The sequence below is a fragment of the Lacticaseibacillus hulanensis genome, from assembly GCF_004010095.1.
Lineage (GTDB): Bacteria > Bacillota > Bacilli > Lactobacillales > Lactobacillaceae > Lacticaseibacillus > Lacticaseibacillus hulanensis.
In genome coordinates, this window is record NZ_RRYD01000007.1 from 63,876 (window position 1) to 76,793 (window position 12,918).

The 12,918-nt window shown below is 54.1% G+C and carries 12 protein-coding genes; 10 read left to right on the top strand and 2 right to left on the bottom strand.

Annotated features, from left to right (window positions below; genetic code table 11):
* Positions 1–16: 16 nt before the first annotated feature.
* The 7 genes from EKN00_RS02850 (at position 17) to EKN00_RS02880 (ending at position 6,567) form a co-directional block, all read left to right on the top strand.
* Positions 17–1,171 carry an N-acetyldiaminopimelate deacetylase gene (locus tag EKN00_RS02850; protein ID WP_127848639.1) on the top strand — a complete coding sequence of 385 codons (1,155 nt, stop codon included), beginning with the start codon at positions 17–19 and terminating at the stop codon, positions 1,169–1,171.
* Positions 1,172–1,261: 90 nt separating this feature from the next.
* A complete protein-coding gene (gene dapA, locus EKN00_RS02855) occupies positions 1,262–2,131 on the top strand; it encodes a 4-hydroxy-tetrahydrodipicolinate synthase (protein WP_127848640.1) in 870 nt (289 codons plus the stop codon).
* A 16-nt stretch (positions 2,132–2,147) separates the two neighbouring features.
* Positions 2,148–2,897: a 4-hydroxy-tetrahydrodipicolinate reductase gene (gene dapB, locus EKN00_RS02860; RefSeq protein WP_127848641.1), complete on the top strand. Its 750-nt coding sequence runs from the start codon at positions 2,148–2,150 to the stop codon at positions 2,895–2,897.
* A 97-nt stretch (positions 2,898–2,994) separates the two neighbouring features.
* Positions 2,995–4,167 carry an aminotransferase class I/II-fold pyridoxal phosphate-dependent enzyme gene (locus EKN00_RS02865; protein WP_127848642.1) on the top strand — a complete coding sequence of 391 codons (1,173 nt, stop codon included), beginning with the start codon at positions 2,995–2,997 and terminating at the stop codon, positions 4,165–4,167.
* A gap of 188 nt (positions 4,168–4,355) precedes the next feature.
* Entirely contained in the window at positions 4,356–5,441 is a 1,086-nt protein-coding gene (locus EKN00_RS02870; protein ID WP_127848643.1) for an aspartate-semialdehyde dehydrogenase, read from the top strand.
* Positions 5,442–5,788: 347 nt separating this feature from the next.
* The gene (locus EKN00_RS02875) at positions 5,789–6,220 is read left to right on the top strand and encodes a hypothetical protein (RefSeq protein WP_127848644.1); all 432 of its coding nucleotides are present in this window, start codon (positions 5,789–5,791) and stop codon (positions 6,218–6,220) included.
* Positions 6,217–6,567: a hypothetical protein gene (locus EKN00_RS02880; RefSeq protein ID WP_127848645.1), complete on the top strand. Its 351-nt coding sequence runs from the start codon at positions 6,217–6,219 to the stop codon at positions 6,565–6,567. Before EKN00_RS02875 ends, EKN00_RS02880 begins: the two co-directional genes overlap by 4 nt.
* 207 nt (positions 6,568–6,774) lie before the next feature.
* Here the strand turns inward: EKN00_RS02880 and EKN00_RS02885 are convergent, their stop codons facing one another.
* Positions 6,775–7,482 (bottom strand): glucosamine-6-phosphate deaminase, encoded by a 708-nt coding sequence (locus EKN00_RS02885; RefSeq protein ID WP_127848646.1) that lies wholly within the window; start codon positions 7,480–7,482, stop codon positions 6,775–6,777.
* A gap of 795 nt (positions 7,483–8,277) precedes the next feature.
* On the bottom strand, positions 8,278–10,644 hold the full coding sequence (locus EKN00_RS02890) for an ATP-dependent DNA helicase (RefSeq protein ID WP_127848647.1): 2,367 nt from the start codon (positions 10,642–10,644) through the stop codon (positions 8,278–8,280).
* 324 nt (positions 10,645–10,968) lie between these two features.
* On the opposite strand from EKN00_RS02890, the gene EKN00_RS02895 reads away from it, so the two are divergent.
* Genes EKN00_RS02895 through EKN00_RS02905 form a run of 3 tightly spaced genes read left to right on the top strand, consistent with a single transcriptional unit; the run spans position 10,969 to position 12,827 of the window.
* Positions 10,969–11,601 (top strand): hypothetical protein, encoded by a 633-nt coding sequence (locus EKN00_RS02895; protein ID WP_127848648.1) that lies wholly within the window; start codon positions 10,969–10,971, stop codon positions 11,599–11,601.
* Positions 11,601–12,443, top strand: coding sequence for a sulfite exporter TauE/SafE family protein (locus EKN00_RS02900; RefSeq protein WP_127848649.1), 843 nt, complete (start codon positions 11,601–11,603; stop codon positions 12,441–12,443). Before EKN00_RS02895 ends, EKN00_RS02900 begins: the two co-directional genes overlap by 1 nt.
* Positions 12,444–12,827, top strand: coding sequence for a DUF1634 domain-containing protein (locus tag EKN00_RS02905; protein ID WP_127848650.1), 384 nt, complete (start codon positions 12,444–12,446; stop codon positions 12,825–12,827).
* Positions 12,828–12,918 lie beyond the last annotated feature (91 nt).

Genomic DNA, 12,918 nt, shown 5'->3' on the forward strand with positions numbered 1-12,918 from the left:
GCAAAGGAAGTACGTTATGCCTGATTTAACCGCACAAGAATTAAGCACTATTCGCCGCGATTTGCACCGGATTCCGGAGCTTGCACTGCACGAAACGCGCACGCACGACTACATCATGGGGCTGCTCAAAAAATGGGCGGTGCCGTTCATGGAAGTGCGCGGCGTCGATGCTGTGCCCACCGCAATCTTGGTGCACCTGGCCGGCACGAATCCGGTCCGCACCGTTGGCTACCGCACCGATATCGATGCCCTGCCGGTGACCGAGGAGACGGGGCTGGACTTTGCCTCCACCATCCCTGGCCAGATGCACGCGTGCGGCCACGATGTGCACATGACCGTTGCGCTCGGGGTTTTGCGGCACTTCACGCTCAATCAGCCCAAAGACAACATGGTGTTTTTCTTCCAGCCGGCTGAGGAAAACGACTACGGGGGCAAGCGGGTCTTTGACGCGGGGGCCTTTAGTGGTAAGTGGCGGCCCGATGAATTTTACGGGCTGCACGACAATCCGGAGCTGCCAGCTGGCCAAATTGCCACGCGGATGGGCACACTGTTTGCCGGGACGACCGAAATTCACCTGACCTTCACGGGGGTTAGTGGGCACGCGGCCTTTCCACACACGGCGAACGATGCGCTCGTTGCCGCCGCAGCCTTTGTGATGCAGGTGCAGACCGTTGTGTCCCGCAACGTGGATCCCGTGCGTGGCGGGGTGGTCACGATTGGGGACCTGCACGCCGGCACAATTGGCAACGTCATTGCCGGGTCGGCGCACCTTGATGGCACCATCCGCGCGTTCCGTCAAGTGGATATTGAAATGATGCAAAAGCGGGTGCGCGCAATTGCGGACGGTGTCGGCGCCACGTATGGCGTTGGCGTGGACCTAAACTTGATTCAGGGGGGCTACATGCCGGTGGAAAACGCACCGGAACAGACGGCCGATTTGATTCAGTTCATGCAGGAAGATGCCACCATCGACTTTGCGGATATCGCGCCGGCGATGACCGGGGAGGACTTTGGCTTTTTGCTGCAGCAGTTCCCGGGCACAATGGTGTGGCTCGGGGTTGGTGACCCAGGGCACCCGCTCCACTCCAGCAAGATGAGTCCAAACGAGGACGCACTGCTGCCGGGGGTGAACGGCTTTGTCCGCTTCCTGACGCACCGGATGGCAGAATAACTAAATGATGATAGCGATCTTGCACTAAAGGCGCCGAGACCGCAGTAAGCATGCTCGGCGCCTTTTGTCACTTCTGAAAGGAAGAGAGAAATGTTCAAAAACATCCCAATTATCACGGCTCTTGTAACACCGTTCACGGACAGCGACGAGGTGGATTACCCTGCACTAGACGCGCTCATTGAACGGATGCTCGGTGAAGGGATTAAAGGCTTCCTCGTTGCCGGAACAACTGGTGAATCACCAAACCTGACGCACGCAGAAAAAATCAGTCTGTTCACGCACGTTGGTAAGTTGCTTGTCGGGAAGGATGCAGTGCAGGTGGCTAACGTCGGCAGTAACAGTACCGCTGCTTCTGCGGCCCTGGCTAAAGAAGCCAGTGCCATCGATGGCGTTGACGCGCTGCTCGCCGTGGCCCCTTACTACAACAAGCCGAGCCAGGCGGGGATGATTGCCCACTTTACCGCGATTGCCGACGCCAGCTCCGTGCCCGTGATTTTGTACAACATTCCGGGCCGTGCAGTCGTGACAATTAACAACGACACAATCGTGGAACTGGCCAAGCACCCACGCATCAAGGGTGTTAAGCAGTGCACGAGCATCGACGACATTGCCTACCTCGCCCAGAACACACCGGATGATTTTGACGTGTACACCGGTGAGGACGGGCAGATGCTCGATGCAATTCGCGTGGGCGGTGCCGGCGTGATCTCCGTTGCCAGCCACGTGTTTGGCCCCGAGATGCTCGAATGCCTGACTGCCGAAAGCGCCGACGACATTGCATCCGCCGATGAACTGATGGACGACTTGACCCCGAAGATGAACGCATTGTTCAAGTTTCCATCTCCGGAACCAATCAAGATGCTGCTGGCAAAGCGCGGCGAAATCAAGGAAGGCATGCGCCTGCCAATGGTTAAGCTGACGGCCGCTGAAGCCAAGCAAGTTTTGGCGATTGTTGAATAGTAATAGGAGGAAAACGATGACCACAGTTATTTTAGCCGGCGCGTTCGGCAAGATGGGCCAGAGAATTCAGGCCATGATCAAGGACAGCGATGACCTTGAGCTGGTCGCGGCGTTCAGCCCACTTGGCGCAGAGCCCGCAGATTTTCCGGTGTTCACGAAGTATGAAGACATCAATGTTCCAGCTGATGTGTGGATGGACATGACCACGCCGGATGGTGCCCGCGCAAATGGCGAGTTCGCGCTGACCCACGGCTACGACATCGTCATTGGCACCAGTGGCCTGACCAAGGAAGACACCGACCGCCTCGGCAAACTCGCAGCGGATAATGGCCGTCACCTGCTTGTCGTTCCGAACTTCGGGATTTCGGCGGTCCTCTTGATGCAGTTTGCCACCAAGGCGGCCAAGTACTTCCCAGATGCAGAAGTGCTGGAATACCACCACGAAGACAAGCTGGATGCACCATCCGGGACCGCCCGCGCAACTGCCCAGGCAATTGCGGCAGCACGCACCGGTAAGCCACTGGCACCAGAATCGGATGCCCCAGCGCGCGGCGAACGCATTGATGGTGTGCAGGTGCACGCCGTTCGTCTGCCTGGCTTCAACGCTTCGGAAGAGGTCATCTTTGGTGGTCCCGGCGAAGCACTGACGATTCGCCAGGATTCCTTTGACCGGTCATCCTTCATGGCGGGCATTGCGCTTGCGATTCGCAGCGTGAATGGATTGCCTGATGCCCTGACAATTGGCCTCGATTCACTGCTCAAGTAACACTACTGCTCGATGCAAAAACACTCTGCGTAAACGCAACAACCGTGATGTGGCGTAATCTTTTGCGCGCACATTGCCACAGAAAGAAGTATGAACAATGACAGAACTCAAACCAGCTTTAGCCGCGCTCGGCAATAAATCACTGGCCGCCATCGAACCGTCCGCGATTCGTGCGGTGGACCAGAACATTAGTAGCATTCCGGGCATCATCAAGCTGACGCTGGGTGAACCAGATTTTGCCGTTCCGGAGCACATCAAGAGCGCAACGGTAAAGGCGATTGAGGATGACTGGTCACATTACGCACCGTCCATGGGCTACATGGACCTGCGCGAAAACGTGGCTAAGTACCTCAATGAACGTTTTGGCGGCCAGTACTCCGCCGAAGAAGTGATTGTGACGGTCGGTGCAACGGAATCCATCGCGGCGGCACTCGGGGCATTATTCAACCCTGGGGACACGATGATTGTGCCAACGCCCGAATTTCCACTGTACTCGGCGATTGGCCGCAAGAACGGCCTGAACGTGGTTGAGGTCAATACCGCACCCGAGTTCATTATGACGCCAGCCCGGTTGCAGGCGGTTTTGGCCAAGCACCCGGACGCAAAGGCACTCGTGCTCAACTATCCGGGCAACCCAACTGGCGTGACCTACACGCACGAAGAGATTCGCGCACTTGCCGCGGCAATTGCGGAGACCAACTTGCTGGTTTTATCCGATGAAATTTACGCTGAATTGTCCTACGACGCTGATCACCTGAGCCTGGCCAAATTGCTGCCGACCCAAACGCTGCTCATCAGCGGCTTCAGTAAGTCGCACGCGATGACCGGTTACCGGGTTGGCTACGTTGCGGGCCCCAAGGAACTCACGGCGCAGGTTGGTAAAATGCACCAGTACATGGTCACAACTGTGGCTAGTCCGATGCAGCGCGCGGCCGTTGAGGCATTAACGCACGGCCGTGGGGATGCGGCAATCATGCGGGACACGTACCGCAAACGCCGTGACCTCGTTTTGGCTGGACTTAAGGAAGTTGGGTTTGATGCACCAACTCCAGGCGGGGCCTTCTACATTTTTGCCAAGATGCCCGACCAGTTCGGCACTGATGACGTGCAGTTCGTCTACACCCTGGCGAAGGAAGCAAAGGTGGGACTGGTTCCCGGTTCCGTCTTTGGCCCAGGCGGTGAGGGCTACGTGCGGCTGTCGTACGCGGCGTCGACCGCGAACCTGGAAGAATCAGTAAGGCGAATTCAGAATTTTGTCCGCACGCACTAGCCGGTGCTGGTGGTATATTAGGGTTTCAAGATTTGTCGGAGTTTTAAGTAAGAGCTGCGTGGGTTAGCTTTGTCTGATTACATGCAAGTTTAGCCTGAGGGAAAGGCCACCCCTCAAGGTGAATTTGCCGGTAATCTGCGTCTTCTAGGCAACCCGCTGCACTCAATGCTTTCAAGAGGGGTATATTTATGTCGAAGAAGAGTTACGCAGTTGCAATTTTAGGGGCCACCGGTGCGGTGGGTACCCGCATGATTGAGCAGTTGGAGCAGTCCACGATTCCGGTGGGCGAAATTCACCTGCTTGCATCATCACGTTCCGCTGGTAAGACGCTTTACTTCAAGGGTCAGCCCGTGACCGTTGAAGAGGCCAAGCCCGAATCCTTTGATGGCATTGACCTTGTTCTTGCGTCTGCTGGTGGTTCCGTTTCTGGCCGCCTGTTGCCTGAAGCGGTTAAGCGTGGGGCGGTCTGCGTGGACAACACGTCATTCTTCCGGATGAATGACAACGTGCCACTGGTCGTGCCTGAAGTTAATCCAGACGCCTTAGCTGATCACAACGGGATTATCGCCAACCCGAACTGTTCCACAATTCAGATGGTGGTAGCCCTGGAACCAGTTCGCCAGCAATTTGGTCTTCACCAGATTATTGTCTCCACTTACCAGGCAGCTGGTGGGGCCGGGCAGTCAGCCATCAACGAACTGTACGCACAGGCCCAGGAAAAGCTGGACGGCAAGGAAATGCAGGCAAACATCCTGCCAGTCAAGGGTGACAAGAAGCACTACCCACTGGCATTTAACCTGTTGCCACAGATTGACGTCTTCGAGGATGCGGATTACACGCACGAAGAGTGGAAGATGATCCACGAAACCAAGAAGATTATGTTTGGCGACAAGAACAGCACCGACATCAAGGTCACCGCGACCTGTGTCCGCGTGCCCGTGCCAATCGGCCATGGTGAGACGGTTTACTTCACCACCGAAAAGCAGCCAACACCCGATGAAATTCGGGCATCACTCACCGGCGCTCCCGGTGTCGTTGTTCAGGACGACCCAAGCAAGCAGCTTTACCCACAGCCAATTAACGCTGAGGGCAGCCGCGACACGTTCGTCGGCCGGATTCGCGCCGACGTTGAAAACCCTGGCGCATACCACATGTGGGTTGTTTCCGATAACCTGCTGAAGGGTGCGGCCTGGAACACGGTGCAGATTGCCGAAGAACTGGTTGCCCGCGATTTGGTTCGCGTGCCAGCCGGTGCAGCTGACCTGTTTGCATAATTCATTAAAACCATCCAGAGGGAACAACCCTGGGTGGTTTTTATTTGCGCTCGCTAATATTGGAACGATGACAATCCGTTACGAGGCGAGAGTAAGTGCTGCAAACAACCATAATCAATAAGTTATGGGTCCGCAATCTATTTTATGAAGCTTGATATATCGCCTTATTTTTCATGCAAACGCCGGTAAAACCACCTTTTACAAAACCTTTACTTATTTAATGTAACAAAGTGCTTGCTTATGCTTAAGATAACAGGCATAATATTATTTGTTAACAAAAAGTAACTAGGAACGTGCTATTATTATTCGCCACGGCGCACAACGTAGCTCGACACAGGGAGGATATCATGTTTAAAACTTTAGCTCAGCTTGGCCTTGGTGCCAAAATTGCCGTTGTGGCCAGTTCTGCCGTATTGATGGGTTTCGCCGGTGTTGGCGTTAAAACCTTTGCTGATACCTACTGGGCCGGGCATAACGATGTGTCCGCAATTAACTCCAGCTTGAACACGCTTGATGACATGCTTACGACCAAGGAAAACAAGCTAAGCAGCACCCAGGCGGACCTCAAGCAGGCGAAAACCGACTTGACGGACACGCAGTCCAAGCTTTCTGCTGCTCAAGACGAACTGACAACCATGAAGACTGCACTGACCGATGCCCAGGCACAGGTGGCCGACCTGAAGAACCAGAACACGGTCTGCAAAACCGATACGACGCCTTGGCTAAGCAAAAGGAAACTGAAGCAGCCAGTTACCAGCAGCAATTGCAGGACAAGATGAAGGAAATCCAGCAAAAGCAGGACGAAATTCAGCAGAAGATTAAGGAAGGCAACGACAAGGTTGCCGCTAAGCAAAAGGAACTTGATGCTAAGCAGTCCGAAGTCGATGCCAAGCAAAAGAATCTTGATCAGGCAAACAGCAAGCTTTCTGATTTGAACAACACCATCGCGGACCTTAATGGCAAAATCAGCGACCTGCAAAGTCAGTTGACCAAGGCTAAATCCGACGCGGCTGCTGCCAAGGCTGAAAGCGACGTGAAGTCCCAACAGCTCAAGCAGGCGCAGGAAGAAGTCCAGGCTGCTAAGCAAAAGGCTGCCGATGTCGTTGCTAAGCACAGCAACAACTAATCCGCGGGCTAAATTAATATTGAACCGCGAACCTGCCCTTAGTGTTTTCTGAATGCAAACAGCAATGAAACTAACGTGTTGCTAGCAAAACTAGATAAATAAAAAATGCGTGCCGCCCGTGATGGACGACACGCATTTTTTATTTTAGCTGACTGAATACTGCATAGTTTGATACTTGGTTCGGTGGATGGCTACTTACTCAGCTAACTACTTACTCAGCTTGCTTGCTGCGGCCTCGTCGATGAGGAGAATTACGTCATCGTGGTTCTGCAGGGCGGATGCTGGGCAGTCGGTTGTTACTGGGCCTTCGACGGTTGCCTTGATTGCGTCGGCCTTGTCTTCACCGAATGCGAGCAGGAGAATCTTCTTGCTCTTCAGGATGGAGCCGATACCCATGGAGTAGGCGTAAGTTGGTACGTCTTCAATCTTGTCGAAGAAGCGGGCGTTGGCGTCGATGGTTGACTGGGTGAGGTGCACCTTGTGGGTTCCACCATCAAGAGGTGAACCTGGTTCGTTGAAGCCGATGTGACCGTTGCGGCCAATCCCAAGCAGCTGAATGTCGATTGGGTGATCAGCAATAATCTGGTCGTAGTGTGCAGGTTCGTTGTCAGCGTCCGTAGCAAGACCATTTGGCACGAAGGTTTCCTTGAATGGCTTCTTGTTGAACAAGTGCTGGTTCATGAAGTACCGGTAACTTTGGTCGTTGTCGCCAGACAGACCAACGTATTCATCGAGGTTAACACTGGTCATGTTGGAAAAATCCAGGTCACTTGCGCACATTTTGTCGTACAGGGTAACGGGTGAGCTCCCGGTTGCCAGACCAAGCGTCTTGGCACCATTAGCCATGCCGTCCTTGATGATTTCAAATGCTGCCTGACTAGCTTCGTCTTTGTTCTTAAATACGCGTACTTGCATTGTTAGTACCCCTTTTTATAGTTGTTGTTCCGCTTCTTCATTGGTATAGTCCAATTATAACACGTGGCCTAGACCTGTCAACAGTTAGGCGGAAAAAGGTGAGACTGCCAAAATTCAGGTTCCTGCAAGCTCGTTCGAGATTAGTTTCTAACGCTAACCATAAGCTGAACCGTAAATTAATTGAATTTTGCACTTTCAGCACAGATTTTCAACAAAGACTGCGGTTGCAAATGTGAAAATTGTCATCTTCTAATTTTGTGGGTACCAATTAATAATGGGTCCAAAACATTGGCTGCCGTATAAACTAATCGTAATAATAATGTTCTAATTGGGACATTAGCAAAAAATCACGACTAAAATAACGGAATCTGCGTGCAAAAGGATTGTACGAGCCTGTTTCCGGGAAAACCAGTGCCAATAAATAACGGTGGCAGCCCGTGAAATTAACACATTTAACCAAAAATTCGTTATTGAAATATTCTCGTTTTTTATATTAAGTTATGCTATCATAATGTATTTCTTTTGGAGAATCAGATTTGAGTGAACTTTTGTTGCCAATTCTGGCTCGGTTTTCCTCATATTTGGTGTAATATAATATACGTAAGGCGAAAGCCTATGACAAACCTAAACTTACACTCCCCAAAAAAGTTCCCCCAAACTTTCCACCGGCAACGGTGGTTTTTTTATGGCCAAAAAGCCGAGTAGTGATCTCTTATTGCTCAGTTATCAAAAAGCCAATCATTAATTCAAGCAAAAGGGATGCACCCAGAGTCAAGTGGGCGCATCCCTTTTTAGTTACTTATGTTGCCCCCAGAATTGATCGAGGGCGTTAGCTAACTGCCTGGTCGAATGACTGACCTGCCAATTTTGCCAGTGGCGCGGGAACAGGTCGACGTAGCGGCGTTGAGCGAAGCGCTCATCGAGCAGCAGCACCACGCCGACGTCCTTTGCCCCGCGAATCACGCGTCCAGCCGCCTGGAGGACGTTGTTGAACCCGGGCAGCTGGTATGCGTAGGCAAAGCCTTGACCGTTGCGCTGCTGGTAGTACTCTTTCAGCCGGTCCGTTTCCCCGGATAATCCGGGCAGGCCGACCGAGACGACGGCAACACCTTCGAGGGCCTTACCACGCAGGTCGATGCCTTCAGCAAAGGAACCACCGAGAACGGCAAATCCGGTGACGTGGTTGCCAGCGGTGAAGGCGGCGAGAAATTCGTCGCGGTCATTGCCGGACATTGAAGGCTTTTGCGTGACCACGTCCGCGTTCGGGTTAGCGAGCTGGAAGGTGCCGCGGACACGTTCCAGGTACGAGTATGAGGGGGCAAAAACCAGATAGTTGCCCGGGTGCGCCATCACCATTGCGGTGAGCGCGGCGGTGATGGCAGGCAGGCTGGCTTCGCGTTCGTGGTACGTTGTTTGGACGTTTTGGGCCACGAGGACGAGCTGATTTTCTGGCGGGAAGGGTGATGGCATGCTTGTGGCCAAGCTGTTTTCCGTGCCGCCCAGCACGTCGCGGTAGTAATCCATCGGGGTGAGCGTGGCGGAAAACAGCACGGCGCCGCGGCCCTTGTTCATGCTCGCGTCCAAAAAGTCGCTGGCATTCAGGCACACGAGGCGCACGCACAAATCACCGTCGGAGCGGAAGGTGCGCGTGACGTAAACCTCATTGTACAGTTCGCTAATCTTCAGGTAGGCGTTGGCGAGGAAAAACGTATCGAGGCAAGTGTCCACCACGTGCTTGGTTTGTCCGGTTGGTTCCATCTCCAGCCAGTCGTGAAACTGGGTGGCAAATGCATCGACCGTTTCGTGCACGCGGTCAATCGGATCATCCTGAAAATGTTCGTCGCGCTGCAGATTGCTATCGAGGACGTTCAGGCACTCAATCACGTCTCGAATCGATTTGACCAGCTTGGTTAACTTGCGGTCGGCATGCCCCTTTGGCTGCTTCAGTTCTGGCACCAGATCACTGAATGCGTTGCGGTTGATTTGGGCGGAATACATGCTGCGGGAGCGGTCGACCAGGTTGTGGGCTTCGTCGATGAGGAAGAAGTTGCCGTCGTCGCTTTCGGCAAAGAATCGCTGCAGGAACACGCGCGGGTCAAACAGGTAATTGTAATCGCAAATAATGACGTCGCAAAACAGGCTGGTATCCAGCGAAAATTCAAAGGGGTCCAGCATGTACTTGTGGGCGTACTCCTCGATGACGGCGCGGGTGATGCAGTCGTTGTGGCTGAGCAAATCCACCAGTCCCGGCAGCAGGCGGTCGTAATACCCAATCATGTAGGGGTTTTGGGCGGCGTCCTCGGGTTCGTCGGCGAAGGTGATGGTGTCGCGGGCCGTGAGTGTGATGCTTTTGGCGTGCAGGCCATTTGCGGTCATGCGGGACATCGCGTCTTCAGCCACGCCGCGGGTGGCAGCCTTGGCGGTGAGGTAAAAGGCGCGGTTAATGAGACCGGCGCCCATGGCCTTGATGGTCGGGAACAGGGTGGACATGGTTTTTCCAGTCCCGGTCGGCGCCTCAACGAACAGGCGGCTACCCGTGTAAATTGTCTTGTACACGTTGGCCGAGAACTGGCGCTGGCCGGCGCGGAAATTAGGGAACGGAAATTGCAGATTCTGGGCCGTTTCGTTGCGTAATTTGATTATGTCGGCCCGCATCTGCATCCAAACGGCGAATTGACCAATTAAGTTGCGGTAGAAATCGGCCAGTTCGGCGGCGGTTTTGTGCTCGCGGTGGTGCTCGGCGTCCTTGTTTCTGGTGTCAAAGTAAACTAGGTCGATGTCCACGCCATCCAGCTGCCGCTGCTTGCACAGGTAGTGGCCGTACACGAAGGCCTGCGCCCAGTAGCGGTCGGTGGTGTTCTGATCGAGGTGTTGCCAGGAACGGGCGGAGGTTTTGATTTCTTCAACCATCACGCCGTCGTCTGTGGTCAGGACCCCATCAGCGCGCCCGTCGATTTGATATTCCTGTCCCGCAACGATTTCGCTTTCCTTGAGGTAGACTTCACTTTCGTAGCCATCCTCGTCGTGGCCGTCCTGGACCTGCCGGTGAATGCGGCTGCCGAGCTGGGCGGTGTTGTTGCTGGCCTGAGTGACGGGATTGAGGTCGCCGGAGCGCACAGTGAATTCAACTAGTTGGCGAATGCCCATGCGAATGACGGCCACGATGATTCCTCCTTCTTGCGCGCCGGTGACTGGTTCACGGAAGTTGCACGCATCTTTTCCTACTAAGCGATGTTACCACACCCAACTATTTGGTGACGGATTTCTTGAAATTTCGGTTATAATCTAGTTCAAGCGCGACCGCAGATTTGCAAGACCGCCCGCAGATAGGCTATGATTGTTGGCGTGCTTTATATAGTAAGAATTTGCGAACCTGACCGTCCGCAATAAGGCCCGCGCGCGAAATCTGTTAGTGAATTAGGCGTGGACCAGCAAATTGCCGGTAGCCGCGGCGTGCGTGATTGCGGCGCCATTTGGGAGAAAATTATGCAAATTAACGTACAAAAATACTTAGACCAAGCCGCTGCCGATGAAGTGCAGCATTTTGAAACCAGCGTTAAGCCCGAGCAGGTCAAGAACGCTGCGGAGATCAAGGCGGCGTTGCAGCCGGTAGTTGACGCCGTGATTGACGCGCTTAAGCGAAACCAGCTAATGCGCGCGACCCTGGTTGTTGAAGGCACCGTGCCCACCACAATCAGCCTGGAAACCGGCATCATCAACATGCCCCTTGCCAACGCCAAGAAGGTGGCTAATTTCTTCGAGGTTGAGGAGATTGTGCCCGTGAACGTTTACCTGGTCACGGACAATCCGTTCCTGAACGCTTCCGGGTTGCGCATCGACCTGCTGGCGGATAGTGACACCTTCGCTAGCGCCACTGGTAAGCTTCTGGACAACATTGCGCCGCACGTGCTTGAGCAGTTGCAGCACATTGATGAAGAAGCGGCCAAGCCAGCGCCGGATCCCGCGGAAAAAGCGGTCAAGAAGCCGGCCGCCAAGAAGACTACGCGCAAAACAACGCGGAAGGTAGCGACCAAGACTACCCGCAAGACGGCGGCCAAGAAGCCAGCAGCGAATAAGGCCGCAGCGAAGACGACCAGAACGAAGAAGGCGGCAGATTAATGCATGAATTACTGCTGCTATTGTTGACCGGCCTGGGCGCCGGGATTCTCGGGGCCATCATGGGCATTGGTGGGGGGATGATCATCACCCCCGTTTTGACCGTCATCATGGGCCTGCCAATTCAGTACGCGATTGCCGCGTCGGTGATTGCGGTAATCGCCACGAGTTCGGGTTCCACCATCGCTTATCTACGCGATGACATGCTGAACCTGCGCGTGGCAATGTTCCTCGAAATCGCCACGACGGTTGGTGCGGTCGTTGGCGCCATCGTGTCCGGCCTTGTGAACACGAAATTCCTGTACTGGCTCTTCGGCGCACTTCTGATATTTTCTAGTTACAACATGGTGCGCAAGCTACTGGGCAAAAAAGACGCGGCGCCAGCGACCACTAATGACGCCATCGCCAGCAAGCTGCGGCTGAACGGCACGTACTACGACAAGGCCGCGATGAAGCAGGTGGACTATTCGGTCACCAATGTTCCTGGTGGATTTGTCATGATGTTCGGCGCCGGGATTGCGTCCGGGCTGCTCGGTATTGGCTCCGGGGCGTTCAAGGTGATTGCCATGGACACCATCATGCACATGCCGCTTAAGCCAAGTAGTGCCACCTCCAACCTGATGATGGGGGTCACCGCGGCGGCCAGTGCCACCGTGTACTTCTTCAACGGGTCGCTGCAGCCCGAAATTGCCGGTCCGCTGGCAATTGGCATCCTGGTCGGCGCCACAATTGGGACGCGCGTGATGCAGGTGCTGCCGACGCGGGTGCTGCGGATGATCTTCATTCCGATTGTCGCTTACATGGGTCTGCAAATGCTGTTTAAAGGATTCGGGGTGAGCTTCTAAATGCAAAATCAAAAGCAAAACCACCTTGATGCCGAAAACAAGGAAGTTGAACTGGTTATTGGCCAAATCCTGCGTGTGGGCGTAATTGTTGCCGCCGTCGTGATTCTGTTCGGTCTAATTCTGCTTTTTGGGACCGGGTCGACCGGCTATCCAGCCGGCGTGCATCCATCCCGCATCATGAGCATTGTGTCCGGAACGGTAGCACTTAAACCGTACGCGGTGCTGATGACGGGCATTTTCCTGCTAATTTTGACCCCCGTTTTGCGTGTGGTCGTATCCATTTACGCATTCGTGAAGGAGCACGACCGACTGTACGCAATCATTACGAGCGTCGTGCTTGTGATTCTGGTGGCAGCCATGATTATTGGCTACTTCGGGAAGTAAAACACTGCAATCAATGTACAAAAGCCGCTCCGGCGTTGTCTGGGGCGGTTTTTGTTTGCGTGATAATTGGCGCTCCACGGCCTGGCTACCG

Coding starts and splice junctions, on each gene's coding strand:
- EKN00_RS02850 (WP_127848639.1), top strand. CDS start 17: ATGCCTGATTTAACCGCACAAGAATTAAGCACTATTCGCCGCGATTTG.
- dapA (WP_127848640.1), top strand. CDS start 1,262: ATGTTCAAAAACATCCCAATTATCACGGCTCTTGTAACACCGTTCACG.
- dapB (WP_127848641.1), top strand. CDS start 2,148: ATGACCACAGTTATTTTAGCCGGCGCGTTCGGCAAGATGGGCCAGAGA.
- EKN00_RS02865 (WP_127848642.1), top strand. CDS start 2,995: ATGACAGAACTCAAACCAGCTTTAGCCGCGCTCGGCAATAAATCACTG.
- EKN00_RS02870 (WP_127848643.1), top strand. CDS start 4,356: ATGTCGAAGAAGAGTTACGCAGTTGCAATTTTAGGGGCCACCGGTGCG.
- EKN00_RS02875 (WP_127848644.1), top strand. CDS start 5,789: ATGTTTAAAACTTTAGCTCAGCTTGGCCTTGGTGCCAAAATTGCCGTT.
- EKN00_RS02880 (WP_127848645.1), top strand. CDS start 6,217: ATGAAGGAAATCCAGCAAAAGCAGGACGAAATTCAGCAGAAGATTAAG.
- EKN00_RS02885 (WP_127848646.1), bottom strand. CDS start 7,482: ATGCAAGTACGCGTATTTAAGAACAAAGACGAAGCTAGTCAGGCAGCA.
- EKN00_RS02895 (WP_127848648.1), top strand. CDS start 10,969: ATGCAAATTAACGTACAAAAATACTTAGACCAAGCCGCTGCCGATGAA.
- EKN00_RS02900 (WP_127848649.1), top strand. CDS start 11,601: ATGCATGAATTACTGCTGCTATTGTTGACCGGCCTGGGCGCCGGGATT.
- EKN00_RS02905 (WP_127848650.1), top strand. CDS start 12,444: ATGCAAAATCAAAAGCAAAACCACCTTGATGCCGAAAACAAGGAAGTT.